Annotated in this window: 21 protein-coding genes, 1 pseudogene and 1 riboswitch; of the genes and pseudogenes, 14 read left to right on the top strand and 8 right to left on the bottom strand. The window is 43.1% G+C overall.

Translation table 11 applies throughout. The annotated features are described in order from the left end of the window. Positions 1-159 precede the first annotated feature (159 nt). Positions 160-1845 (top strand): methyl-accepting chemotaxis protein, encoded by a 1686-nt coding sequence (locus M1D98_RS09805; RefSeq protein ID WP_121642699.1) that lies wholly within the window; start codon positions 160-162, stop codon positions 1843-1845. Positions 1846-1959: 114 nt separating this feature from the next. On the opposite strand, the gene M1D98_RS09800 is transcribed toward M1D98_RS09805, so the two are convergent. From M1D98_RS09800 to M1D98_RS09785, 4 genes are all read right to left on the bottom strand, one after another. Then, positions 1960-2253 (bottom strand): YozQ family protein, encoded by a 294-nt coding sequence (locus M1D98_RS09800; RefSeq protein WP_039074131.1) that lies wholly within the window; start codon positions 2251-2253, stop codon positions 1960-1962. Positions 2254-2311: 58 nt separating this feature from the next. Next, entirely contained in the window at positions 2312-2434 is a 123-nt protein-coding gene (locus M1D98_RS09795; protein ID WP_010330603.1) for a hypothetical protein, read from the bottom strand. Positions 2435-2929: 495 nt separating this feature from the next. Continuing rightward, positions 2930-3223 carry a hypothetical protein gene (locus M1D98_RS09790; RefSeq protein ID WP_268524452.1) on the bottom strand — a complete coding sequence of 98 codons (294 nt, stop codon included), beginning with the start codon at positions 3221-3223 and terminating at the stop codon, positions 2930-2932. Between the two features lie 106 nt (positions 3224-3329). Next, positions 3330-5372 carry a molybdopterin oxidoreductase family protein gene (locus M1D98_RS09785; protein WP_456279559.1) on the bottom strand — a complete coding sequence of 681 codons (2043 nt, stop codon included), beginning with the start codon at positions 5370-5372 and terminating at the stop codon, positions 3330-3332. Positions 5373-5519: 147 nt separating this feature from the next. Then, positions 5520-5611: riboswitch (SAM riboswitch) on the top strand. Between the two features lie 96 nt (positions 5612-5707). Here M1D98_RS09785 and M1D98_RS09780 point away from each other — a divergent pair. From M1D98_RS09780 to M1D98_RS09750, 7 genes are all read left to right on the top strand, one after another. Next, positions 5708-6754: a 2-hydroxyacid dehydrogenase gene (locus M1D98_RS09780; protein WP_268559572.1), complete on the top strand. Its 1047-nt coding sequence runs from the start codon at positions 5708-5710 to the stop codon at positions 6752-6754. After that, positions 6751-8214, top strand: a complete 1464-nt coding sequence (locus tag M1D98_RS09775; protein WP_456279558.1) for an FGGY-family carbohydrate kinase — start codon at positions 6751-6753, stop codon at positions 8212-8214. Before M1D98_RS09780 ends, M1D98_RS09775 begins: the two co-directional genes overlap by 4 nt. A 94-nt stretch (positions 8215-8308) precedes the next feature. Continuing rightward, positions 8309-9553, top strand: coding sequence for an RbtT/DalT/CsbX family MFS transporter (locus M1D98_RS09770; RefSeq protein ID WP_456279557.1), 1245 nt, complete (start codon positions 8309-8311; stop codon positions 9551-9553). Positions 9554-9762: 209 nt separating this feature from the next. Beyond that, entirely contained in the window at positions 9763-10314 is a 552-nt protein-coding gene (locus M1D98_RS09765; protein ID WP_268538864.1) for a MarR family winged helix-turn-helix transcriptional regulator, read from the top strand. Between the two features lie 13 nt (positions 10315-10327). Then, on the top strand, positions 10328-11266 hold the full coding sequence (locus M1D98_RS09760; RefSeq protein ID WP_456279556.1) for an ATP-binding cassette domain-containing protein: 939 nt from the start codon (positions 10328-10330) through the stop codon (positions 11264-11266). Positions 11267-11275: 9 nt separating this feature from the next. Continuing rightward, positions 11276-12022 (top strand): ABC transporter permease, encoded by a 747-nt coding sequence (locus M1D98_RS09755; protein ID WP_268552726.1) that lies wholly within the window; start codon positions 11276-11278, stop codon positions 12020-12022. Beyond that, positions 12016-13008 (top strand): ABC transporter permease, encoded by a 993-nt coding sequence (locus tag M1D98_RS09750; protein WP_268538867.1) that lies wholly within the window; start codon positions 12016-12018, stop codon positions 13006-13008. Before M1D98_RS09755 ends, M1D98_RS09750 begins: the two co-directional genes overlap by 7 nt. A gap of 359 nt (positions 13009-13367) precedes the next feature. Here M1D98_RS09750 and M1D98_RS09745 read toward each other — a convergent pair whose 3' ends face one another. The 3 genes and pseudogenes from M1D98_RS09745 to M1D98_RS09735 form a co-directional block, all read right to left on the bottom strand. After that, entirely contained in the window at positions 13368-13901 is a 534-nt protein-coding gene (locus M1D98_RS09745; RefSeq protein WP_268523842.1) for a GNAT family N-acetyltransferase, read from the bottom strand. Between the two features lie 41 nt (positions 13902-13942). Beyond that, positions 13943-14390: pseudogene (locus M1D98_RS09740) on the bottom strand (hypothetical protein). A 69-nt stretch (positions 14391-14459) separates the two neighbouring features. After that, positions 14460-14765, bottom strand: a complete 306-nt coding sequence (locus M1D98_RS09735) for a DUF948 domain-containing protein (protein ID WP_268523843.1) — start codon at positions 14763-14765, stop codon at positions 14460-14462. Positions 14766-14915: 150 nt separating this feature from the next. Here M1D98_RS09735 and M1D98_RS09730 point away from each other — a divergent pair, with 150 nt between their 5' ends. From M1D98_RS09730 to proB, 4 genes are all read left to right on the top strand, one after another. Continuing rightward, positions 14916-15632, top strand: a complete 717-nt coding sequence (locus tag M1D98_RS09730; RefSeq protein ID WP_268523844.1) for a 3-ketoacyl-ACP reductase — start codon at positions 14916-14918, stop codon at positions 15630-15632. A 227-nt stretch (positions 15633-15859) separates the two neighbouring features. Next, entirely contained in the window at positions 15860-16228 is a 369-nt protein-coding gene (gene rtp, locus M1D98_RS09725) for a replication termination protein (RefSeq protein WP_003220337.1), read from the top strand. Between the two features lie 145 nt (positions 16229-16373). Further along, on the top strand, positions 16374-17267 hold the full coding sequence (gene proC, locus M1D98_RS09720; RefSeq protein WP_082246380.1) for a pyrroline-5-carboxylate reductase: 894 nt from the start codon (positions 16374-16376) through the stop codon (positions 17265-17267). Further along, the gene (gene proB / locus M1D98_RS09715) at positions 17264-18379 is read left to right on the top strand and encodes a glutamate 5-kinase (RefSeq protein ID WP_121642688.1); all 1116 of its coding nucleotides are present in this window, start codon (positions 17264-17266) and stop codon (positions 18377-18379) included. Before proC ends, proB begins: the two co-directional genes overlap by 4 nt. Before the next feature lie 61 nt (positions 18380-18440). Here proB and gltC read toward each other — a convergent pair whose 3' ends face one another. Then, complete coding sequence (gene gltC / locus M1D98_RS09710; protein ID WP_121642687.1) at positions 18441-19343, bottom strand: glutamate biosynthesis transcriptional regulator GltC; 903 nt, start codon at positions 19341-19343, stop codon at positions 18441-18443. Positions 19344-19488: 145 nt separating this feature from the next. Between gltC and gltB the strand changes: the two genes are divergently transcribed. Then, positions 19489-24051 carry a glutamate synthase large subunit gene (gene gltB / locus M1D98_RS09705; RefSeq protein WP_121642686.1) on the top strand — a complete coding sequence of 1521 codons (4563 nt, stop codon included), beginning with the start codon at positions 19489-19491 and terminating at the stop codon, positions 24049-24051. 16 nt (positions 24052-24067) lie between these two features. Further along, positions 24068-25549, top strand: coding sequence for a glutamate synthase small subunit (gene gltD, locus M1D98_RS09700; RefSeq protein ID WP_010330616.1), 1482 nt, complete (start codon positions 24068-24070; stop codon positions 25547-25549). The last annotated feature ends 119 nt before the right edge of the window (positions 25550-25668 follow it).

The following is a 25668-nucleotide window of genomic DNA, read 5'->3' as shown; positions in this document are numbered from 1 at the left end:
TGCCCGCAGGTGTGAAAAATTGGATTTTTCACTGAGATGATAGCACTATAAACTTCATCAAACATGTCGATATTAGTGACAGGGGTTTAAGCGAATGATGACTCAAACGTTTGAACATATTTTTTCAACTATTACATCGTGCAGAAAGGGAATCGACATATGAATGTGAAAACAAAATTGCTGGGGATTATATCGATATTAGTGATTTCAATCTTTGGAATTGGAGGCTCCTCCGTTTTTATGATTTCTTCTACTGTGAAAAAAAATGAAGAACTTAAAGACAAAATGGAATTCCAAAAAGAAATGAAACACATCCAATATCGTTTGGCCGGTTTATCAAATGATGAAAGGGGCTTTCTGATTAACGGAGACAAAGAATATGACGAGGGAATGCAGGAAAAAGCAGACGATGTCTTAAAGAGCCTTGATCGGATCAATGACTTGATTGATAAAGAGAATGATCAATCAAATATCGAAGACATTAAGTCAAGTTTCACTCAATATAGAGCTTTAAATCAGCAAGTAGTAAAAGCCTACTCTTCGGATCCTAAAAAAGCAGAAACCATCCATTTTGGAGAAGAAAGAACGTTAAGAAAAGAAGTTGTAGATCCAGCTGTCAATAAGCTGTCTGACCGCTTGGATCAAGAGGTGGAGGCTCTAAAAGGAGAAATACGAGACAATGGGGAAAAGAGTCAATGGTTCATCAGCATTGTTACAGGGGTATCAATCATATTAGGCATTGTTTTAAGTTTATTGCTGTTAAAGTCCATTATGGTGCCATTGAGAAGCTTGAATAAGCAGCTTGAGGAAATTGCTCACGGAGACGCTGATTTAACGAAAAAAGTCATTGTAAAAAATAAAGACGAATTTGGACAGCTTGCTCAATCTTTCAATTCTTTTACCCAATCATTAACTCAAATTGTAAGGCAGATCAGCAGTTCATCTGAGCAAGTCGCCGCATCTTCTGAAGAATTATCGGCAAGCGCGGAAGAATCAAAATCAACTTCTGAACATATTTCCGGAGCCATGCAGATGGCTGCCGACAGTAATGCAAAACAAAGCTCAATGACAGAAAAAAGTGCGGAATCCATTACTGAATTATTAGACAGTATTTCATCCGTTGCTTCAAATACGGGTAATATAGCGGATCTTTCTTCTTCAATGAGAGATAAAGCTGAAATAGGGTCGAAATCCGTCAACAAAATGTTAGAGCAGATGAAATTTATAGATATATCTGTGGATTCAGCCGGAAATGGTTTGCAGGCATTGGTTTCGAGCTCAGCGGAAATCAGTGATATTTCTTCATTGATCACAAATATTTCCGAGCAGACAAATCTGTTAGCGCTGAATGCCGCGATCGAGGCGGCTAGAGCAGGAGAGCAAGGGAAAGGATTTGCTGTAGTGGCAGAAGAAGTTCGGAAATTGGCCGATGAAACAAATAAATCTGCAAAACACATTCAATCAGTGGTAACAACCATCCAAAATGAATCAGTTGAGACGGTGAATAACATTAAGGTTGTTCAAGAAAATGTGAGCTCGGGTATTATGCTTTCTCAAGAGACAACAGGGAATTTCAATGAAATACTGAACCTTGTGGAACAGGTCACTTCTCAAATACAAGAAGTGGCGGCGGCCACTCAACAGCTTACATCCGGCGTTGAAGTGATTCAGCATACAGTTCATTCATTGGCAGCTGGCACAAAGGAAACGTCAGCACATACAGAAGCTGTGGCAAAATCATCACAAGAACAGCTCAATTCAATGGAGGAAATCTCCTATGCTGCAGAATCTCTATCCCAGTTGGCGGAAGAACTTCAAACCGTCATTAATCGTTTTAAATATTAATAAGGCTGCATTTTTACCCCCATCTAATCCGGTGGGGTTTTTCCTGCTTTGCAGTGTTTGTTTCTAAAAAAACGGAACTAACTTGCTTCTTTTAAGTTAGCCCCGTCTGAATGACTAATCCAAATTTTGATCAATAGTCCCTTCAAAATAGTCATCGCTGACTTGTTCATGAGTTTCAGCCAATCCTTTTTCCAATTGCGTCGTTCCTTTATAATCGGAAGGTTCGAAATATCTGCCAGCGACATCCGTGTTGTCAGTTATGTTTTCTTTCTTATGAGTTTGATTTTCAGCCTTTGTATGTTCCGCCTGACCATTTTCATTTAAAGACTGCTGAAAATCGTATTCCTTGTCAATTGAAGAAAATCTTTTGTAGTCATCCGGTCTGTCTGCTCCATTTTTTTGAGTCATTTTTACTCACTCCAGACTATTGAAATTTACTGTGTCAGATATGGGAATAAGGCAAAACTTATTTCGTTCTTTTAGGATCAGAATCATGTTTTTTAGGGTTATCTGCTTTGAAAGCTGTTTCAGTCTCATGGTCATTTCTTATTTGCTCAATACTTGAATTTTGAATTCCTTTTTTACTCAATTGGTGTCACCCCTTTACGAAAAGTGTTGAATATCAACTCTTCTTATTCTGTCTGTTAGGCAGGGATTCATTCGCATTATTTTGTTGATTGTGCAATCCGATCGTATTAATTGATAAGGAAAACCGACATTTTTGAAACTTTCGTTCGTACATTACGGATTTGAAGAGGCTGTATATAGAGCTGAGATTTTGAAAAGTCTGTATGTATAGATGAGAGCGATTTATCTTATCATAAAGGGAGGGAACTGAAGAGGGGATATGCTTTAATAAGGAAAGTGCACAAAAAATGAATTTATGTTTCAAAACGCAAACAGATTGAAGGGTTTGTCTGCCTTATGGAACTCAAAACAGATACCGGTTGGGACATTTTGACAGAAAACAAAATGGAATACAACGTTTGTGTTGCGGCAACACCATGTGTTTTTACAAATTTACGTAAATGAAAAGTCACTAAGAAGAGCGTCACTAATGAATACGCTCTTCTCGGAGTTTGCTTTATTCACCCTGATGTTTCTCAACTAATGTGAATGTCCATTCTTTTAACAGATGTTTTTGCACATACCTTTTTCCGTTTATTTCAATGTAAGGCAGGTCTTTCATCTCCCCGGCTAATTGTTTTGCCTCTGCTGTCGTTATTCCTAAAAAATATCCGATGTAATAGTGAATATCTCGTTCTTTTATTAACAAGGTATCACTTTTTTCATATGCTTTTGGATGATTCATTTGCTTTACGCCTTCACCGATAAAATATCCAGCCAAAGCAATACCGATTCCTAAAAAAACGTCCATGTGCATGCCTCCATTTTTTCGATGTTAGGTTATACGAGATTGGCCTTCTCCAAGTTTCATTTTCTAACCAAAAAACTGCCAGAATGTGCTCTGACAGTTTTCTTTTTTACGCCTTTTCGATCTGCACCCGGCCTGAAAAAAAGGTAGCGCCGCCGCCCATATCGGATAAGCGGTCTGGAGTGAGCGCGTTTACAAGCTGTTTTTTTTCTGGTTCATCGGCCCATAATCCTTGACTGACTACAACACCCGGCAGCACTTGTTCTCCGACTGCAGCGGCCAGCTCGCATTCTCCTCGTCTGTTCCAAATTCGTACAGCGTCTCCATCACCGATTCCGTATTCTTCAGCATCTATTGTGTTGATAAAGAGTTTTGGCGTTTTTTCAAGCTTGATGTGTTTCGGATTGTTGGAAAATGTTGAGTTTAAGAAATTATGATTTGGCCCCGGAACATACATAAACGGAAGGTCGTCATCGTTTGCAAGAGGCGTATGTGCCGGTAGAGCAGGGAAACCGTCTTGCTTCATTTTTTGTGAATACAATTCTATTTTTCCGCTTGGAGTCGGGAGTTTACCCGGAAACAGCGGTTTTTCGCGTTTCGCTTTCATAAAGGAATGCGTACTTAGTGAGTCATAATCAATCTCCGCCAAATACGGGTTATCTGGATGGTCAAGCGCCTGGCGGATTAATTCTTCATCAGAATCTCTGAGCTCCTGGTCTGTGAAGCCCATTGCTTCAGCCAGTAATCGGAACACCTCGGTGTTAGACTTGCTTTCTCCATATCTCTCAATCACCGGTTGTTGAAGCTGAATATAATGGTGCCAGTAGGAGGTATAAAAATCAGTATTTTCAAAAGCGGATGTCGCAGGCAGTACGATGTCCGCATATGCAGCCGTTTCTGTTAAAAACAAATCATGAACAACAGTAAACAGGTCTTCCCGCAGCAAGCCCTTTCTGACTTTGGTCGCTTCTGGCGCGACAACGGCCGGGTTCGTCCCGTAAATAAAAAGGGAACGGATCGGCGGATCTGTTTCCAAAAGCACTTTGCCAAGCTGATTCATATTAAATGATCTTGGTGTGCGCCCCTTTAGTAAGTCAGGCCGCTGCAAGGCATTCGTGTTATATGCTAAAATTCCGCTGTTATGCTTAATTGCGCCGCCTCCTTTGCGTAGCCATTGGCCGGTGATGGCTGGAAGACAGGCAATCGTCCGTACGATCATCCCGCCGTTATCATGGTGCTGGAGCCCGTTTCCGATTCTGATAAAAGAAGGGGAGGTGTCGCCGTACATTCTTGCCAGCTGGTATATATCGTCGGTGCTGACACCGGTGATCCGCGATACCTTTTCCGGATCATACTGTTTCACGTGTTCACGGAGCTCTTCATAGCCGACTGTGTATTCAGACAGAAAGGCTTCATCATGAAGATTCTCTTTAAATAAAATGTGCATGATGCCAAGGGCAAGTGCGCTGTCGGTTCCGGGTTTTATGGGAATAAACCAATCTGCGAGACGCCCTGTCTGGTTTTTATGCACATCAATGACGACAATTTTGGCACCTTGTTTTCGCGCTTTTTGAGCGATTGTAATTTGGTGCATATTTGTGCTGACCGCATTAATTCCCCAAAATATAAATAGTTTTGTATGAATGGTTTCCTCAGGATCAGTTCCCGCGCTAATGCCCATTGTATATTTGTAGCCCTCAGATCCCGCTTTGCTGCAAATTGTCCGTTCAAGCTGGCTTGAGCCCAGACGATAAAAGAAGCGGCGGTCCATTCCTTCAGCTGTTAATTTCCCCATATTTCCGTAAAAACTGTATGGAAGTATGCTTTCAGCGCCATCTTCATCAATCAGCTGTTTCCAGCGTGCGGTGATGGTATCGATCGCCTCTTCCCAAGAGATCGGTTCAAATATCGCTTGTCCTTTTGGGCCAGTCCTTTTGAGCGGTGTCGTCAGCCGCTTTTCATCATAGATGCGCTCCGTCATGTTTCGGACTTTGTTGCATATGTTACCGGCTGTGACAGGATGGTCAGGATCACCTTGCACTTTCACTATTTTTCCATCTTTTTTATGTATTAGCAATCCGCACTGATCCGGGCAGTCCAGCGAGCAAACCGATTTAAAAATGCCGTTTTGTTGTGTGGCAAATGATTTCATGGCCCAGTACCTCTCTCTAGTTAAATATTTTGTAAGAATTATAACATTTCCGATGATAACGTCAATTCTGAAAAAAGAGATTGACAACAATCTGAGACTTCTTTATGATAAACGTATTCTTTATTCTGAAAATTACATACTCAACATTTTCTATCCAGAGAGGTGGAGGGACTGGCCCTATGAAACCTCGGCAACATTATTGTGCCAATTCCAGCAAGCGTCAGCTTGAAAGATAGGAAAGCAAGGTTTATACCGGCGTCTGTCTCTAAACAGGGCATGCGCTTATACATGAATCTCTTTCCATCTTCGGGAAGAGATTTTTTTTATGAAAAAATATGATGAAAAGGATGTTTTGCACCATGACGGTTTTGGTTACAGCACCGTACAACAAAGAAGGACGAAAAGAGCTTGAAAACTTGTTCGGCTCGGTTGCTTATCACTCCTGGAAGGAACAAGGCCAGGCATACCGGGAAGATGAACTCATTCAGCTACTAAAAGAAACACATGCGATAGGATTGATTACTGAGCTTGACCACGTATCAGAAAGCGTATTTGCATCTGTTCCAGAACTTTCATTTGTGGGCGTATGCAGAGGCATGCCCTCCAATGTGGACGTGGCCGCAGCGTCAAAAAAGGGCATACCCGTTTTCTATACACCCGGGCGGAATGCACAAGCTGTTGCTGAAATGTTTATCGGCAATGTGATTTCCTTTCTCCGTCATACCAGCGCCTCTAATCAATGGCTGAAGGATGGAAAATGGGACAGCGATTACTTGCAGGCCTATGTCAAATTCAAAGGGAATGAATTAACGGGGAAAACGGTCGGCATGGTTGGGTTCGGCGCGGTTGGGCAAAGGATTGCAAAACTGCTGACCGCGTTTGACTGTAAAATAAAGTATTACGATCCATACGTGCAAGACGATCATCCTCACTATGAAAACGTATCTCTTAAAACGGTGTTTTCAGACAGTGATATCGTTTCAGTCCATCTGCCTCGTACCGAGGAAACAGTGGGACTTATTGATCGGACGTATTTTGATCTGATGAAAGAGAGTGCGATTTTCATCAATACGTCAAGAGCAGTTGTGGTAAACCGTGAGGATCTTTTATCTGCATTAAAAGAACATAACATCAGAGGAGCGATTTTGGACGTTTTTTATCATGAACCTCCAGAGGAATCAGATTACGAATTCATTTCATTGCCTAATGTTCTGGCAACACCGCATCTCGCTGGAGCAACTTTTGAAGTGGAGGATCATCATGTGACGATCCTGAATGATGCCCTCAAAAAGTGGCAGGCTGAAAAAACTCTTCATCTTCCAACACTATATAACAAAGATGTACTAAAAACAGAGGGAAAAGAAAGGAGGCTAACGGAATGACAAAACAAAAAGGCTATCTCGTTTTCGATATCGGCACAGGCAATGCGAGAGTAGCTGTCGTGAGTGTATCGGGTCGAGTCCAAACAGTTGAACGGGAGGACATTGTCTATTCCACTGAGACGCTTTACCCGGACAGCCGTTATTTTTCCCCTCAGGTGCTGTGGGAGCAAGTAATAAAACTGGCAAAACGTGCGCTCTCTCGTTCAAGTAATATTGACATCATTGGTTTGACATCGACGAGTCAAAGACAAGGGATTGTGCTGATCGATCAAAACGGCGACTCTTTTCTCGGGCTGCCGAACATTGATAACCGCGGCCGTGAGTGGGAGGAGAGTATACCCAATCAGGAAGAGATATACAGCCGTACGGGCCGTTTGCCGACTGCACTTTTTTCTGCGCTCAAGCTGTATGGTTTAAAACAGCGGCAGCCCTCTTTATGGGAAAAAACCGTGAGCTTTACAAGCATCAGTGATTGGGTGACGTACAAGCTGAGCGGAATATTGACATATGAACCATCACAGGCAACCGAAACCTTGCTGTTTGACGTGAAGCAGAATACTTGGTCAGAAGAAATGTGCGGCATATTCGGCTTTTCTTCATCCGTCCTTCCTCCACTTGTAAGAGCGGGAACAGTGATTGGAACGCTAACGCATGAGTATGCGTCCGAATTAGGCCTTTCCATACAAGCAAAGGTGATATCAGGAGGAGGGGATACACAGCTGGCTGTGAAAAGCACCGGCGCTGCGCTTGAGGACATTGTCATCGTATCAGGGACAACAACGCCAATAACCAAAATTACGGCTAAGCATGGCGACACAAAACATAAAGCCTGGCTGAATTGCCATACAGATCAAGGACATTGGCTTGTGGAAACAAACCCGGGCATTACCGGTCTGAACTATCAAAAATTAAAACAGATTTTTTATCCGAATGAATCGTACGAAGTGATGGAGGAAGAGATTTCTGCACTTGCTAAAGAAGACAATGCATGCGTGGCGGCTCTCGGTTCTTACTTATCGGCGGAAAAAAATGTGTTAACGAAAGGCGGTTTTCTTTTTGATGCCCCGCTTGCAGCACATTTAGAAAGAGCGCATTTTGTGCGTGCGGCGCTGCAAGAGATTGCATTTTCAATCAAATGGAACTTTGACATGTTAACAGAGGATACACCGTTTGAACGTGACTATGTGTGGGTGTGCGGAGGAGGATTCCAAAGCAGGGCGCTCACTCAATATATCGCGGACCTTCTTCAGAAAAAAATCTATGTTAAAGAGGGATATCATCAGGCATCTGTCGTTGGCGCCGCAGTCATTTGCAATGAAGCCTTTCAGTTGACGGAAGAGATGACAGCAAATATCCGGGTGATCGAACCGCAGGACTGTCAGACTGAACTTGTTTTATATGAGGAATGGAAGCAAACACAGCGCTTTTTTTCAGGTTCAGAAAGCGAAGTGCTGATATAAGGCAGCATAAGCTGCTGTTTTAAGGGATGTTCTCATTATTGGCTTTAACAAGGTAATACGGTAATTGATATATGCATCTAAGGAGGAGACAGAAATGTTAGATAAAATTGGAATACCGAAGCGGCTTGCCTGGGGGTTTTTAGGGGTTGTTTTGTTTATGATGGGAGACGGGCTTGAACAAGGCTGGCTCAGTCCTTTTCTGATTGAAAACGGGCTTACGGTTCAGCAATCCGCTTCAATTTTTAGCATTTACGGGATTGCGCTGGCGATAGCATCCTGGTTTTCGGGTGTATGTCTCGAAGCATTTGGCGCAAAACGGACGATGTTTATGGGGCTGTTGTTTTATGTGATCGGTACAGCTGCCTTTATCGTGTTTGGGTTTGAACAGCTTAATCTTCCGGTGATGTATGCGACTTACTTCGTAAAAGGGTTAGGCTACCCGCTTTTTGCTTATTCTTTCTTGACATGGGTCATTTACAGAACACCGCAGCGTAAACTAAGCACCGCTGTCGGCTGGTTTTGGATTGCATACTGCCTGGGCATGTTTGTGTTCGGCGCTTGGTACTCAAGCTACGCGATCAAAGCGTTCGGTTATTTGAATACGCTGTGGAGCTCTATTTTCTGGGTATGCCTAGGTGCATTCTTCGCACTATTCATCAATAAAGACCGTTTTGAAAAGAAGAAAAGAAAAAGATCAGAAACAGCCGAGGAGCTTCTAAAAGGAGTCACCATTCTCTTTACGAACCCGCGGGTGCTGACAGGCGGAATCATCAGAATCATCAACAGCATTGGTACATATGGATTCCCAGTCTTTTTGCCGATGCACATGGCGCAGCACGGAATTTCAACCAATGTGTGGCTGCAAATTTGGGGAACGATTTTTCTGGGGAACATTGTGTTTAACCTCATCTTTGGGATTGTCGGTGATAAATTCGGCTGGAAAAATACCGTTATGTGGTTCGGCGGAGTCGGCTGCGGCATTTTCACCGTCCTCTTATATTATGCACCTGTTTTCTCCGGCGGAAGTGTAGCGATTGTCAGCGTGATAGGTTTTATTTGGGGAGGCTTGCTGGCAGGCTATGTGCCAATCGGCGCCATTGTGCCGACGGCGGCTGGAAAAGACAAAGGAGCAGCCATGTCTGTATTGAATTTGGCGGCAGGTTTATCAGCATTTGTCGGTCCTGCACTCGCTTGGCTGTTTATCGGTCTTGTCGGTGCGCAAGGCGTTGTCTGGATCTTTGCCGTCCTATATCTAGCGAGTGCGGTCATGACGAAATGCATTCATATACCTGAGGAAAAAGCAGTACAGGAGGAAACCTCTCCTCAATATGCATCTTAATCAGAAAGCGTCCTGTTACAGGGGCGCTTTTCGTCATTGTTCAGTGATGTAAGGCTCGCCGAAATGGTGAACTGATCTGGATATATTCGTATTGTATGAATGGCCGAAAGATGTAAAACTTTACTAAAATATTAGACAATATATTGACAATATACTGGTGGATGTTATGCTATTAAAGGACAATATGTTGTCATTTGGGAGGGGATATCATGGATTACGAGAAAGAACTGAAGGATTTATTTTTGATGCAGCAGTCTTACGCTACACTTTTTTCTGTTTTAAACAAAATCCAATCACGCGGAGATGATTATTATGAGAGCTTAACGTCAAGACAATTTATGACGATGGTTGCAATCATGCATTTACCGGAAGAGGAAACGACATTCAACAACATTGCAAAAAAATTAGGCACTTCCAAACAAAACATCAACAGCCTTATCAGCGGCATTGAAAAAAGAGGTTATGTCACCACTGTACCTAGTAAACGCGACAAGCGAGCGCTGAATGTGAAGATTACCGATTCAGGAAAACGTGTCATGGAGGAATGCGGTGAAAAAGCGGTGTACTTTATGGCAGATCTATTTAAAGGATTTTCTACGGAAGAGCTGGAAACATTGTGGGTTTTATTGAAGAAGCTATACAGTTTTGATGGAGTAGAACAGGATGGTTTTGAAGAAGACGCTGCTGATTTTGACGCTGAACAAAATCAAGATCATTTGAAAACACATTTATTACAGGAATTCGCAAAACGGAGAATGTAAAAAGGAGACACATATGAACAACGTGGCGGCAGTACAAGATTTGAACAAACGGTACGGAAACAAAACGGCAGTAGATGGCATTTCGTTTGAAGTGAGAGAAGGGGAAGTTCTTGGCTTGCTAGGTCCAAATGGTGCAGGAAAAAGCACTACCATTCATATGTTATCCGGGGTGTTGTCGGCCAGTTCCGGAAACATTACGATATTGGGCCATAATGTGAAAAAAGGGTCGAAGGAAATGAAGAAAGGCATCGGGATTGTGCCTCAAGATATCGCGATTTATGAGGAAATTTCCGCTGAGAAAAATGTTCGTTTTTTTGCGAGTCTTTATTCGCTTAAAGGAGAAGAACTGAAAACCCGGGTAAAAGAGGCTTTGGAGCTCGTACAGCTTTATGACAGGAAAGATGACAAGCCTAAGACGTTTTCTGGCGGGATGAAAAGAAGATTAAACATTGCATGCGCCACTGCCCACCAGCCGAAACTGATTATCATGGATGAGCCTACCGTAGGAATTGATCCGCAATCTCGGCATCATATTTTAGAATCGATAAAAGAGCTGAAAACAAGAGGTGCGAGCATTATTTACTCGACACATTACATGGAAGAGATCGAGGCTATTTCAGATCGGATTATCATCATGAATGAAGGGAAAATCATTGCCGATGGAACAATAGAGGAGCTATACAGAAAAGTGAATAAAGAATTGACATATGCTTTTCAGCTGACGCGTGTTCAGCCATTAAATAAAAACTCAATTAGGGATATTAAAGGAGTGACAGAAGTTAATTTCTCTGACCATCAACTAAAAGTGACCGTTCAGCAAAATCATGATCATCTGAGTGACATCATAGCAGAATTGAGTGCCCAAGGCTGCAGCATCCAAAGCATGAACAAACAAGAGGCGTCGTTAGAAACAGTATTTTTAGAGCTGACGGGAAAAAAATTAAGAGATTAGGAGAGCAAAATGAGCTTGTTAAAATTGATAACGTTTGATTTTATGAATATTGTAAGGAATCCGGTTCTTGTAATCGCCAATTCGGCCTTTCCTTTCGTTCTCATTCTGGTCATGGGTTTTGTGACGAAAAACAGCTTTGGGGCGGGCGGTGTCAGTTCGTTCGATTATTACACAGTGAATATGATGATTTTTGCTGCGGCCCTAATCGCCATGACGGCCTCTAATACGTTTATGGAGGAAAAGGTGAAGAAAGCAAACATTCGCATTGTGTATGCGCCGGTTTCGACAAGCAGTATTTATCTTTCTAAAATACTATCAACCTGGACATTCAGTATCATCATGTACAGCGTGAATGTGTTGCTTGCTCAAACGGTTTTTCATTTAAACGTTGGAGGACAGAATCTTCCGTATGTCATGCTCTTATTGTATGTATTTTTATTTTTTGGCTGCTGTTTTGGCACAATGTTTTGCTGTTTGTTCAAAGATGAAGAACAGGCGAACGGGATCATGCAAATTCCGATAGCTTTTTTTGTTTTCTTTGGCGGTGTATTTTTCGGGATTCACAGATTTGGAGATACCGTCAATCACATATCTCTTCTTTCTCCAGTTAAATGGGTAACAGAATGTTCCTTTCGCCTCATTTATGATCAAGATGTCAGTATGCTGCTGCCTGTTATGACAGGACTATTTTTGGCTTCAATCATTTGTATTGCCGTTTCGCATGTTGTCTGTAAGCCGGAGGGATATGTATGCTGAGTTTATTTCAAAACAGGTGGGATCGAACCCTCACCAAAAAAGCGATTATCATCCTTGCAGTGATCATCATTCCTCTGATGATTGGCGTTGCGATTATGTTTTCCGGTAAGTCGGTTTTCAAAGAAACAATCGCTTTTGTAACAGAGCGGGACGACGTGCAACATATGCCGAGTGATTCTGCATTTAGAGTGGCGGCGGTGCATCAAAAGCCGGAGTTTTCTGATCTGGTGTTAGGGAAATATGCGGCCATCGTAGAAAAAAATCAACGTGAATACAAAGTAACCACGTTGAAAAGTAAAGCCGATCAAAAAATGATTCAGCAATTTTTTGAGACTGGAAAAATGCCAGACAGCTATCGGAGCGAGGATGAAGTAAGGACTGAACGGGGAACCGGAACAAATATATTAGGCTTTATCGTAATGCTTGTATTGATGCAAGGTGTGGCATTAGCTTCGTTATTTCCAGAAGACCGGATGCTCAAAACTTTCAGAAGGATTTTAGTATCTCCCGTACATGTGGGAAAATATTTGCTTGTTCAGTTTATCTTTACTTGCTTATGTCTATACATACCCACATACTTGGCCATCGTGATTACAAATGTATTCTTTCATGCTGACATTGGGTTCCGTTTGGATATTCTTGCTGGGTTACTGTGTGTTCTTACAGTGCTTGCAACAGGGTTCGCTATCTTTATGGCTTCTGTGATGGATCGAAATATCAGTTTGCTGTCTAGCGGTATCAGTGTGGTCACGTGTGTATTGTCAGGCTGCTTTATTTCTTTTGCTCCACATCATTCGTTATTGAATACCCTTTGTTCGATACTGCCGCAAAAAGCGTATATGACTTTCATTCACGGGGTAGAAAAGGGGGATTCAATGTGGGAATACAAGACGCAGATTGTCTATATTTTGATGTGGTCCGCTGTGTTTTGTTTCCTTGGTGGTTTTATCACTAGAAGGAGGACTAATATAGGGATATATGAATAAAGAAATTAAATATAAGATTAGTGATGATGCATCTTATTTTGTCATCTTTCCAGCGTGATTGAAAACCCTCGAATTTTAGGAAAGGCGAGCATTGGAGCACACTTTCAGAGGATGTAGTATGACGGCGGCGGCGGCCTAAGAATGGGCCGCCGTTTCACTCCGCAACAAATGCGAGGATTTGCCGACACGCTGAGAGCATAGTGAGCTGTGCATCTATTTTACTTGTTTCATAGTTGTTTATTTTTATATGTGATATGAGCGAAAGAGATGAAAATCATGAAGGAAGTGATCTGGAATCAAGATGTCATAATTGGTGCGGGCCATGGATCGGTCATTAACATTGAGAAAATGCCGTTCGTTCATTCTCTTGATGTTACCATAGAATATACATTTGTATCATAAGGGATTCCATCTTGATACATGTACTGTCGTAAGACGCCTTCTTTTTGAAATCCCATTTTTACAAGCAGGCGGTTTGAGGCTTCATTTTCGGTAAATACAACTGCGCCAATTCGTGTCAGTCCAAGGGTGGCATAGCCGTAGGATACAACCGCTGAAATGGCTTCTGATGCGAATCCGTTTCGCCAATGGGCCGGGATGATTTCATAACCGATTTCTGCACGCCTGTGCTTTTGGGCCAAAGCGTGAAAGCCGATTGTTCCGATCAATTCTTTGGTGTCTTTTCTCTCAATTCCCCACCGTATACCGCGATTTTCTTGATAAAGGCCGGAAAACGTTTGAACCATTGAAATAGCCTGTTCGATAGATTCCATGTTTTCAAGTCCGTAATAGCGTGTCACCTCATGGTTTGAAAAACAAGCAAAAATGGTTTTCGCATCTTGATCTGTGATTTTCCTAAGGGTAAGCCGATCCGTCTCTAATACAGGAAACATTCTACCACTCCCAAGTTCATTTTTTGTTTATCATATCCCTTTTATTTCCTCTTTTCTATAGTACATTCAAACCCGAGGAAGCAAAGGAACGAATTTGACTTTTGAGTAGCTCTTTGTTTGTGATGAATTGTTTCAAACGATGGCCGTTCGCACCTGATGGGTGAGGAAAGCCGCACAGGCAATGAACATTCCGGAGACTATGCTGGCTGAGCAATGTTTCACAGACTGCTTCGGCGGCTTTTCCAAGCGGAATAAGAAGGGCCGGCGCTGTGTACGCTGTTTTCATCTGAAAAAACCCGGCGAGAATCCCGCAATTATCATTGTGGCAGACCGATTGATATATTCATTATGAGGTGAATAGTAGATGCCAAGCCCGTTTTCTTGATGAAGACGAAATTGAGAAACGAGTAATTCTGACTTTGTAGGTGACGAGGGAAGAGTAAGCAGTTTCTCTGTGAACGCCTCTAAGCACCTGCGGTTTAACATCATGCGTAAGCCTCCTAAAAAAATGATATCCCATTGTCCATTTTGATCATAACAAAGGGATATCATTCATCTTTATCTGCTATTAAAAGGCCCTGCTTGCCACACCTTTTTAACTGCTTGAGGAACTTCTTTCACTTCTGCAGCCGTCTGCTGAAAGGCAGCTTTTTTCATTTGGACATCCTGCTGAATGTTCTTTTGTTTTCGTGTCAGCAGCTGCGCCTCATTTTTTAATCCTTCGACTTGTTTTTGCATTGCCTGCGTAACAGAGGTGAGCTCTTGTAGAGCGGGATCTATTTTTTTCTTGTTTTGAATCACATTAACTCCTAGAAAGATGATAGAGAGAGCCAATACTGCGATGCTGATATAAACAATAACCATATGTTCACTCCTTTTCTTATGTCATTACCCTATTTCTTCATTTTTAATCAGAAGAAATGATATTTGCATAATTCGTTTGATTTGCGTATTGGATCTATTGTACTTATAATGTGATATCGTACATATGTAAACAAAGAAAGGGTGCTTCAATTGCAAAGTTTACAAAATAAAACCGCTCTTATCACAGGCGGAGGCAGAGGAATCGGCCGCGCTACCGCTCTTGCGCTTGCGAAAGAAGGCGTGAATATCGGGTTAATCGGCCGGACTGCCGCAAATGTTGAAAAAGTGGCTGAAGAAGTCAAAGCGCTTGGCGTAAAAGCTGCATTTGCCGCTGCAGATGTAAAAGATGCCGGTCAGGTTAATCAAGCTGTAGCTCAAGTGAAGGAACAGCTTGGCGATATTGATATCCTCATTAATAACGCTGGAATCAGCAAATTTGGCGGTTTCTTAGATCTGTCAGCTGATGAGTGGGAAGATATTATTCAAGTTAACCTAATGGGTGTGTATCATGTCACTCGCGCGGTGCTACCGGAAATGATCGAACGCAAAGCCGGAGACATCATTAATATTTCGTCTACAGCTGGCCAAAGAGGAGCAGCTGTGACTAGTGCTTACAGCGCTTCTAAATTTGCGGTTCTCGGATTAACAGAGTCTCTTATGCAAGAAGTGAGAAAGCATAATATTAGAGTCAGCGCGCTAACACCGAGCACTGTCGCTAGTGATATGTCAATTGATTTGAATTTAACAGACGGTAATCCTGAAAAAGTGATGCAGCCAGAGGATCTTGCTGAATACATGGTGGCACAATTGAAATTAGATCCGCGAATCTTCATCAAAACAGCGGGATTGTGGTCAACTAATCCGTAAAACGAGAAGCTTGTCTTTTGACAGGCTTTTTTTATTTGAATATAATTGAACTAAACAAACTATGTACTAAATATTCAGTATGTATTCTTAGTTAGTCCACTCCACTTATAAACAGTAAATACAAGAATCCTGCAATATCAGTCTTTTATAGAAGAAGGAAAACAAAAGAAGGGAATTGAATATTTAGTACATCATATTTTTAGTATCAGAAGAAGGGAGTGCAAGTGATGAAAGAGGAAAAAAGGAGTTCAACGGGCTTTTTAGTAAAACAACGCGCGTTTTTAAAACTTTATATGATCACTATGACAGAGCAAGAAAGGCTATACGGCTTGAAGCTGCTTGAGGTGCTTCGATCTGAATTTAAAGAAATAGGTTTTAAGCCAAATCATACAGAAGTATACCGTTCTTTGCATGAGCTTCTTGATGATGGGATATTAAAGCAAATCAAAGTAAAAAAAGAAGGGGCTAAGCTTCAGGAAGTTGTCCTCTATCAATTTAAAGATTACGAAGCTGCCAAATTATATAAAAAACAGCTGAAGGTTGAGCTTGACCGCTGTAAAAAATTGATTGAAAAAGCGCTGTCAGATAATTTTTAATACAAACAAACACCCAGAGCGGCAGTGTCTATTGGGTGTTTTGCTTCACAGTATACATATTTGTCGAAAAGAAACAATACAAATCAATGATGACCTTCTTACTTGACATCATTTCCTCACGTGGTAACATTTTAAACGTGTGAAAATGCGAACAAAAAAGCGAACAAAGGAGATGTTACCGATCTTTGATCAAAAAAAAGTAGCCTTTATAGGAGCAGGATCTATGGCGGAAGGAATGATATCAGGTATCGTTCGTGCCAACAAAATCCCGAAACAGAACATCTGCGTTACAAACCGCAGCAATACAGAGCGATTAGCTGAACTTGAGCTTCAATATGGTATCAAAGGTGCTGCACCGAATGAAATATGTATTGAAGACATGGATGTGCTCATTTTGGCAATGAAGCCAAAAGACGCCGAAAGCGCTCTGTCATCACTTAAATCACGTATTCAACCCCATCAATTAATACTGTCGGTCCTTGCCGGCATAACTACCTCATTTATTGAACAATCATTGCTTAATCAACAGCCGGTTGTCAGAGTGATGCCCAACACATCCAGTACAATTGGCGCTTCTGCAACGGCCGTTGCGCTTGGCAAGCATGTCTCAGAAGATCTGAAAAAGCTTGCTGAAGTATTGCTCGGATGCATGGGTGAAGTCTACACAATACAAGAAAATCAAATGGACATATTCACCGGAATTGCAGGCAGCGGCCCCGCGTATTTTTATTATTTAATGGAATTCATTGAAAAGACAGGCGAGGAAGCGGGCCTCGACAAACAGTTATCACGAAGAATTGGCGCACAGACGCTTTTGGGCGCCGCAAAAATGCTCATGGAAACAGGAGAACAGCCCGAGGTATTAAGAGACAATATCACCTCACCGAACGGAACAACAGCTGCCGGGCTGCAAGCCTTAAAAAAGAGCGGCGGCGGAGAAGCGATTTCTCAAGCCATTAAGCATGCGGCTGAGCGTTCTAAGGAAATCAGCGACGATATCGAAAAAACAGCGGCCCCGCTATCAGGAGTGGTAAAGTGACGCCTGATACAAACATGAAAAGAGTCGTTGTGAAGATTGGGAGCAGCTCATTAACAAGTCTTCATGGAGAAATCAGCATTCGAAAATTAGAAGCATTGGTCGATCAGGTCGTCAAACTCAAAGACGCCGGCTACGAAGTCATTTTGGTTTCGTCAGGGGCAGTGGCAGCTGGATATCGAAAGCTCGGATTTATCCAAAGACCCGAAAAACTTCCCGAAAAACAAGCATCGGCTTCAATCGGCCAGGGCTTGCTGATGGAAGCATATTCAAAGCTGTTTTTGGCCCATGGTTATGTGGCATCCCAAATTTTAATTACGAGAAGCGATTTTTCTGATGAATATCGATATAACAATGTCCGGAATACAATGAATGTACTGCTTGAACGCGGCATTATCCCGATTATAAATGAAAATGATACAGTTACCGTTAATCGGCTCAAATTTGGTGACAATGATACGCTCGCAGCAAAAGTAGCCGGTTTAATCGATGCAGATATGCTTGTGATTTTATCAGACATTGACGGATTATATAATGGCAATCCGCGCACAAATCCAGAAGCAAAAAGGATACAGCGGGTGAGTGAAATCACGCCCGACATCGAAGCATGCGCAGGTGACACAGGCAGCGACGTCGGTACCGGGGGCATGCGATCTAAGCTTGATGCATTTAAAATCGTAATGGCGTCCGGCATTAAAGGGTTTCTTGGTCAGGCAGATGCCGATAATATTTTATATCAAGCCGTTCATGAAGAAGCGGAAGGCACCTATTTTGAAGCAGAGGGAACGCTTCCGTTGAATCGTAAGGAACAGTGGATTGCTTTTAATTCCGGCCCTGAAGGTGAAATGATTTTATCAGATGATTATTCACGAAAAATAACGAACGGGCAATCGAGTTTATATCTGGATGGTGTACAGGAGATTAAAGGCAAATTCAAAAACGGATCAGTTGTCAGGCTAATGGATTCTCAAGGGGCAGAAATCGGCCTCGGAATCGTCAATTATTCTTCTGTACAGCTTCAAGAACCCGACAAGAAAAAAGAGCTGATGAACAAAGCAGTCATTGATCAGGAAGCATTTGTTTGCCATGTGGATTTATCTTTGCCTGTCTATTAATGAAAATCAGATACAAGAGCAAAAAACCCGAAGCTTCTTTATTGAAGCTCGGGTTGCTTTTTTATTGATACTGCTCTAGTTTAGAGAAGAATTGAATGACAAACTCATAAAAATCATTCGCAGACGGAGCAAGTTCTCTGTTTTTTGGTTTAATGATTCCGACCGTCCGTTTTACTTGAGGAAACTCAATTGGGATTTTCACAGTAAAACGAGGTGTCGTTTCAGCGAAAGTGCTTTCCGGCAGAAGAGTAACGCCCATTCCTGCGGAAACCAATCCTTTGATGGCGTCCAAATCCTCACCCTCCGTAGAAACGAGAGGAGCAAATCCAGCTTGTTGGCAAGCATCGATTGCCATTTTTCTAAGCACAAATCCTTCCGGGAACAATACAAATTGGTCGTTGCGCAAATCGATTAAATGAACCGTTTTTTGTTTGGCAAGCGGATGATTTAATGGAACTAGCGCGTAAATTTTTTCTGTGAATAAAATGTTGCCTGATATGTCTGGAAAATTTGTCGGCACCGGTCCTAATAAGGCCAGATCAATATCGCGGGTTCTGACAGCCTCAATCAGAAACTTATAGGAGCCTTGGCGCAGCAAAAATTCGACGTGCGGATATTCTTCTTTAAATGCTGAAATGACAGTCGGCAACAGCTGGCTCGCAAGGCTAGTGGGAAAACCGATCTTGACCGTTCCGCGATGCGGGTCGAGATACTCATCAATTTGTTCTTTTGCGTAATCAATGGCTTTCATCGCTGTTTTCACATGAATTAAAAATTCTTTTCCGATCGGTGTGAGTTTGATATTTCTCCCTTCGCGCTCAAATAAAGTCACATTTAATTCTTCTTCTAGGTTAGCAATTTGTCTGCTGATTGCTGATTGGGCCACATGCAAATAATCCGCGGCTTCTGAAACGTGTTCTCTTTCAGCTACCTCCATAAAATAACGCAGTTGGCGCAGCTCCATGTTTGTCTCACATCCATCTATCTCATTTTGAGATTCTTTTGATCTAAATTATATATTGTTTATATCGTTTTGAAAACCTACAATGATTATAGAGTGTTAGATTTTATGACCGGTATTATCGGAAATTGATCGGGGGAGAGGAATTATGACGTACAATCAAATGCCAAAAGCTCAAGGTCTCTACCGTCCTGAATTTGAACATGATGCATGCGGAATCGGCCTATATGCACACTTAAAGGGCAAGCAGACTCATGACATCGTCAAACAAGGGCTTAAGATGCTTTGCCAGCTAGACCACAGAGGGGGCCAAGGCAGTGATCCGGATACAGGAGACGGAGCCGGCTTACTGGTTCAAATCCCTGATGCTTTCTTTAGAAAAGCGTGCAAAGACATCAATCTGCCGGAAAAAGGGCGTTACGGGGTAGGAATGGTCTTTTTCTCACAGAAGGAAGAAGAAAGAAAAAAAATCGAAAAGCAAATCAATGCACTGATTGAACAAGAAGGCCAAGCCGTTCTTGGATGGAGAACTGTACCTGTAAATGTCGGAAAAATCGGAACAGTAGCGCAAAAAAGTTGTCCGTTTGTCCGTCAGGTATTTATTGGCGCAAGTTCTGATCTGAAGGATGACTTGTCTTTTGAACGAAAATTGTATGTCATTCGTAAGCAGGCTGAAAACTGGGGAGTAACGGAAGGTCTTGATTTTTATTTTGCCAGTCTTTCAAGCCAGACGATTGTTTACAAAGGGCTTTTAACACCTGAACAAGTTGATGCGTTTTACTCTGACCTGCAAGATGAAGCGTTTGTATCAGCTTTTTCGCTTGTTCATTCACGCTTTAGCACAAACACATTCCCTACATGGGAAAGAGCGCATCCAAACCGCTATTTGGTTCACAACGGTGAAATCAACACCCTTCGGGGAAACATCAACTGGATGAGCGCGCGTGAGCAGCAATTTGTATCTGAAAGCTTCGGGGAGGACTTAAACAAGATTCTGCCGATTTTGAATGCTGACGGCAGTGACTCTTCCATTTTGGATAACGCATTTGAGTTTTTTGTGATGGCTGGCCGCAAACCGGCGCATACCGCAATGATGCTCATTCCTGAGCCGTGGACGGAAAATACGCATATGTCTAAGGAAAAAAGAGCGTTTTATGAGTACCATAGTTCTCTAATGGAGCCTTGGGACGGACCGACAGCCATTTCATTTACTGACGGTAAACAAATCGGCGCAATCCTTGACCGGAATGGTCTCCGGCCGGCGCGTTATTATGTAACCGAAGATGATTATATTATTTTCTCATCTGAAGTAGGCGTTATTGAAGTTGAACAGGAAAACGTTTTATATAAAAACCGCCTTGAGCCCGGAAAAATGCTTTTAATTGATCTGGAAAAAGGCCGTATTATCACAGATGAAGAAGTTAAAACAGAAATTGCGACTGAGTACCCGTACCAAAAGTGGCTTGAAGAAGAGCTTGTCCAAGTGAATCCTGACCCGGAAACAAGAGAGGAAGAACAGTTTGCAGACCTTCTGACTCGTCAGAAGGCATTCGGATACACATATGAAGATGTCCAGAAATATTTAATTCCTGTCATCACAGAAGGCAAAGATCCTCTCGGTTCAATGGGGAATGACTCGCCGCTGGCCGTCCTGTCAGACCGAGCGCAATCACTGTTTAACTACTTTAAGCAGCTGTTTGCACAAGTAACGAACCCGCCGATCGACGCGATTCGTGAGCAGCTTGTAACTTCTACAATGACCTGGCTTGGCGCAGAAGGCGACCTTCTTCACCCGAGTGAGCGAAACGTTCGCCGGATTAAACTGTATACACCTGTTTTATCAAACGAACAATTTTACGCATTAAAAACGATTGTTCATCCGGATTTAAAAAGCCAAAAAATCGATGTGCTGTTCTCTGAGGACCTTGAACGCGGATTGAAGGAGATGTTCACACAGGCTGAGAAAGCCATCAGCCAAGGTGTTAGCCTGTTAATTTTATCAGACAAAAAAATGAACGAACGCCTAACACCCATTCCGCCGCTTCTGGCAGTCAGCGCGCTGCATCAGCATTTGATCCGCAAAGGGCTGCGTACGAAAACCAGTATTATTGTGGAATCGGGAGAAGCGCGAGAAGTGCATCACTTTGCAGCATTAATCGGATATGGTGCGGATGCGATTAATCCTTATCTCGCATATGCAACCTACAAGCAGGAAATTGATGAAGGCCGTTTGGATATTAGCTATGAAGAAGCGGTCAGCAAATATGGGAAAAGCATTACTGAAGGTGTCGTCAAAGTCATGTCCAAGATGGGGATTTCAACTGTACAAAGCTACAGGGGCGCCCAAATCTTCGAGGCGGTAGGCATTAGCCGTGATGTGATTGACCGCTATTTCACAGGAACCGCATCACAGCTCGGCGGCATCGACTTGAAAACAATTGCGGAAGAGGCACAGCGCCGCCACCGGGAAGCGTATCAGGATGATTACAGCAAAACGCTTGAACCCGGTAGTGACTTCCAGTGGAGAAACGGCGGTGAGCATCACGCGTTTAACCCAAAAACAATTCATACCTTGCAATGGGCGTGCCGCAAAAATGATTACAATTTATTTAAACAATATACAAAAGCGGCTGATGAAGAACGCATTGGATTTTTACGGAATTTGTTCGGATTTGACGAAACCCGCAAGCCCCTGAAATTGGAGGAAGTTGAATCTGCTGAATCGATTGTCAAACGCTTTAAAACGGGTGCCATGTCATTTGGATCCTTGAGTAAGGAAGCACACGAAGCTTTAGCAATCGCAATGAACCGTCTTGGCGGAAAAAGCAACAGCGGTGAGGGCGGAGAAGATCCAAAACGCTTTGTTCCAGATGAAAACGGCGATGACAGAAGAAGCGCGATCAAACAAATTGCATCCGGACGTTTCGGTGTCAAAAGCCATTACCTGGTCAATGCAGATGAGCTGCAAATTAAAATGGCGCAAGGCGCTAAGCCAGGTGAAGGCGGGCAGCTTCCTGGCAACAAGGTATATCCTTGGGTTGCTGATGTTCGCGGATCAACACCTGGCGTCGGATTAATCTCACCGCCGCCGCATCACGACATTTATTCAATTGAGGATTTAGCCCAGCTGATCCACGATTTGAAAAATGCCAACCGTGACGCCAGAATCAGCGTGAAGCTGGTATCAAAAGCAGGCGTAGGCACAATTGCTGCTGGTGTTGCCAAAGCGACTGCAGATGTTATTGTGATCAGCGGTTACGACGGAGGTACAGGTGCCTCTCCGAAAACCAGTATTAAACATACAGGGCTTCCGTGGGAGCTTGGTCTCGCGGAAGCACATCAAACATTAATGTTGAACGGACTCCGCGACCGTGTTGTATTAGAAACAGACGGAAAGCTCATGACGGGCCGTGACGTTGTGATGGCTGCCTTGCTAGGAGCTGAGGAATTCGGTTTCGCAACGGCTCCGTTAGTCGTACTCGGTTGTATCATGATGCGTGCCTGCCATTTGGATACATGTCCTGTCGGGGTAGCGACACAAAATCCAGAGCTTCGCAAAAAGTTCATGGGAGATCCCGACCATATTGTGAACTATATGTTGTTCATTGCTGAAGAAGTTCGTGAGTATATGGCTGCGTTAGGTTTCAAGACATTTGATGAAATGATCGGCCGCACTGACGTACTCAATGTGAGTGAACGGGCGAAGGGGCACTGGAAGGCAAGCCAGCTTGATTTGTCTACCCTGCTTTATCAGCCTGAAGGCATACGGACATTCCAATCGCCGCAAAATCATAAAATTGATCAATCACTCGATATTACAACGATTCTCCCGGCCGTACAAAAAGCCATCGAGACTGGAAAAAATGCAGATGTTTCTATCGACATTAACAATACAAATCGTGTAGCCGGAACGATAACAGGCAGTGAAATTTCAAAACGCTACGGAGAAGAAGGGCTTCCTGAGGATACGATCAAGCTGCAGTTTACCGGATCAGCCGGTCAAAGCTTTGGAGCTTTCGTCCCTAAAGGCATGACGCTTTATTTGGACGGAGACTCAAATGATTATGTCGGAAAAGGGCTTTCTGGCGGAAAAATTATCGTCAAGTCACCGGAAGGATTCCATTCCGCGTCTGATGATAATGTCATTATCGGTAACGTGGCGTTCTACGGTGCGACAAGCGGTGAAGCATATATTAACGGACGTGCGGGTGAACGCTTTGCCGTTCGCAACAGCGGTGTGAATGTGGTGGTAGAAGGTATCGGCGACCACGGCTGTGAATACATGACTGGCGGCAGTGTTGTCGTACTCGGTGATGTAGGCAAAAACTTCGCGGCAGGTATGTCCGGCGGAATCGCTTATGTTCTCGCTGAAGATGTAAAAGCGTTTAAACGCAAATGCAACCTTGAAATGATTTTATTTGAATCACTAGAGGATGAAAAAGAAATCCAGCATGTCAAAGCCATGCTTGAAAAACATGCTGGGTATACAAACAGCCAAAAAGCAACAGACCTGCTTGATCAATGGGAAGACAGTGTGAAAAAATTCGTCAAAGTCATTCCGAAAAACTACAAACAAATGCTCGCAAGTATCGAAGAGCAAAAAGCTGCAGGGTTATCAGATGAAGAAGCCGTAATGTTCGCATTTGAAGCCAACACGAAACCAAAGCAAAATACAGCAACATCGGGACAAAAACAAGCGGTAGTGCAGTAAGGAAGGGGAGAGGAAAATGGGGAAACCAACTGGATTTATGGAGATCAAACGAGAAAAACCTGCTGAGCGGGACCCTCTCACTCGCTTAAAGGATTGGAAAGAATATTCTGCTCCTTTTTCAGAAGAAGCATCGAAACGGCAGGGGGCGCGGTGTATGGATTGCGGTACACCGTTTTGCCAGATAGGTGCGGACATTAACGGATTTACATCCGGCTGTCCGATTTACAACTTAATTCCTGAATGGAATGATCTTGTCTACCGGGGCAGATGGAAAGAAGCATTAGAACGCCTTCTAAAAACAAACAACTTTCCTGAATTCACAGGGCGGGTATGTCCCGCTCCTTGTGAAGGATCATGCACATTAGCCATTTCAGACCCGGCCGTATCAATTAAAAACATCGAGCGGACCATTATCGACAAAGGATTTGAGAACGGCTGGATTCAGCCTCGAATTCCTAAAAAACGAACAGGCAAAAAAGTGGCGATTGTTGGTTCAGGCCCAGCCGGACTGGCGAGTGCTGACCAGCTGAATCAAGCGGGGCATTCCGTCACTGTTTTTGAACGCTCAGACAGAGCGGGAGGTCTTTTAACATACGGCATTCCGAACATGAAGCTTGAGAAGGGGATTGTAGAACGCCGGGTTAAATTGCTGACGCAAGAAGGAATTGATTTTGTCACGAACACAGAAATCGGCGTTGACATTACAGCTGATGAGCTGAAGGAGCAATTTGACGCTGTGATTCTGTGCACTGGCGCTCAAAAACAGCGGGACCTATTAATTGAAGGTCGCGACTCAAAAGGAGTCCATTATGCGATGGACTACCTGACACTTGCAACAAAAAGCTATCTAGATTCTAACTTTAAAGACAAGCAATTCATTGATGCCAAAGGGAAAGATGTCATCGTAATCGGAGGCGGAGACACAGGAGCTGACTGTGTTGCTACTGCTCTGCGGCAAAAAGCCAAAAGCGTACACCAATTCGGAAAACACCCGAAACTTCCGCCAGCCCGCACAAATGACAATATGTGGCCTGAACAGCCGCACGTCTTTACGCTTGAATATGCGTATGAAGAAGCGGAAGCAAAATTCGGAAGAGATCCGAGGGAATACTCGATTCAAACGAAAAAATTGGTTGCAGATAAAAATGGCAAGTTAAAAGAGCTGCATACCATTCAAATGGAAAAAGTGAAAAATGAGCACGGAAAATACGAGTTCCGCGAGCTGCCTGGAACGGAAAAAGTATGGCCTGCTCAGCTTGTCTTCATCGCTATCGGCTTTGAAGGCACAGAACAGCCGCTGTTGAAACAGTTTGGTGTTGATTCTGTAAATAACAAAATCAGCGCAGCATATGGGGATTATCAAACTAATATCGATGGCGTATTTGCCGCAGGGGATGCAAGAAGAGGCCAAAGCTTAATCGTATGGGCGATTAATGAAGGCCGTGAAGTGGCGCGTGAAGTGGATCGATATTTGATGGGGAGTTCAGTTCTTCCGTAAATAAAGGGGATATTATATAAGAGAAACCGGTCTGTTTGCCAGCCGGTTTCTCTTTTTCTTTCATTATAATTTCGATAAGCAGCTTTATTTTTTCAATGAAGTGAACTCAGCGGGAGGTC

The organism is Bacillus sp. K7 (assembly GCF_053903245.1).
This window is presented reverse-complemented; position numbering and strand designations above follow the sequence as displayed.

What these genes read in the sequence shown, in the direction of transcription:
- M1D98_RS09805 (WP_121642699.1), top strand. Translation starts at nt 160, where the DNA reads ATGAATGTGAAAACAAAATTGCTGGGGATTATATCGATATTAGTGATT.
- M1D98_RS09800 (WP_039074131.1), bottom strand. Translation starts at nt 2,253, where the DNA reads ATGACTCAAAAAAATGGAGCAGACAGACCGGATGACTACAAAAGATTT.
- M1D98_RS09790 (WP_268524452.1), bottom strand. Translation starts at nt 3,223, where the DNA reads ATGGACGTTTTTTTAGGAATCGGTATTGCTTTGGCTGGATATTTTATC.
- M1D98_RS09785 (WP_456279559.1), bottom strand. Translation starts at nt 5,372, where the DNA reads ATGAAATCATTTGCCACACAACAAAACGGCATTTTTAAATCGGTTTGC.
- M1D98_RS09780 (WP_268559572.1), top strand. Translation starts at nt 5,708, where the DNA reads ATGATGAAAAGGATGTTTTGCACCATGACGGTTTTGGTTACAGCACCG.
- M1D98_RS09775 (WP_456279558.1), top strand. Translation starts at nt 6,751, where the DNA reads ATGACAAAACAAAAAGGCTATCTCGTTTTCGATATCGGCACAGGCAAT.
- M1D98_RS09770 (WP_456279557.1), top strand. Translation starts at nt 8,309, where the DNA reads ATGTTAGATAAAATTGGAATACCGAAGCGGCTTGCCTGGGGGTTTTTA.
- M1D98_RS09765 (WP_268538864.1), top strand. Translation starts at nt 9,763, where the DNA reads ATGGATTACGAGAAAGAACTGAAGGATTTATTTTTGATGCAGCAGTCT.
- M1D98_RS09760 (WP_456279556.1), top strand. Translation starts at nt 10,328, where the DNA reads ATGAACAACGTGGCGGCAGTACAAGATTTGAACAAACGGTACGGAAAC.
- M1D98_RS09755 (WP_268552726.1), top strand. Translation starts at nt 11,276, where the DNA reads ATGAGCTTGTTAAAATTGATAACGTTTGATTTTATGAATATTGTAAGG.
- M1D98_RS09750 (WP_268538867.1), top strand. Translation starts at nt 12,016, where the DNA reads ATGCTGAGTTTATTTCAAAACAGGTGGGATCGAACCCTCACCAAAAAA.
- M1D98_RS09745 (WP_268523842.1), bottom strand. Translation starts at nt 13,901, where the DNA reads ATGTTTCCTGTATTAGAGACGGATCGGCTTACCCTTAGGAAAATCACA.
- M1D98_RS09735 (WP_268523843.1), bottom strand. Translation starts at nt 14,765, where the DNA reads ATGGTTATTGTTTATATCAGCATCGCAGTATTGGCTCTCTCTATCATC.
- rtp (WP_003220337.1), top strand. Translation starts at nt 15,860, where the DNA reads ATGAAAGAGGAAAAAAGGAGTTCAACGGGCTTTTTAGTAAAACAACGC.
- proC (WP_082246380.1), top strand. Translation starts at nt 16,374, where the DNA reads ATGCGAACAAAAAAGCGAACAAAGGAGATGTTACCGATCTTTGATCAA.
- gltC (WP_121642687.1), bottom strand. Translation starts at nt 19,343, where the DNA reads ATGGAGCTGCGCCAACTGCGTTATTTTATGGAGGTAGCTGAAAGAGAA.
- gltB (WP_121642686.1), top strand. Translation starts at nt 19,489, where the DNA reads ATGACGTACAATCAAATGCCAAAAGCTCAAGGTCTCTACCGTCCTGAA.
- gltD (WP_010330616.1), top strand. Translation starts at nt 24,068, where the DNA reads ATGGGGAAACCAACTGGATTTATGGAGATCAAACGAGAAAAACCTGCT.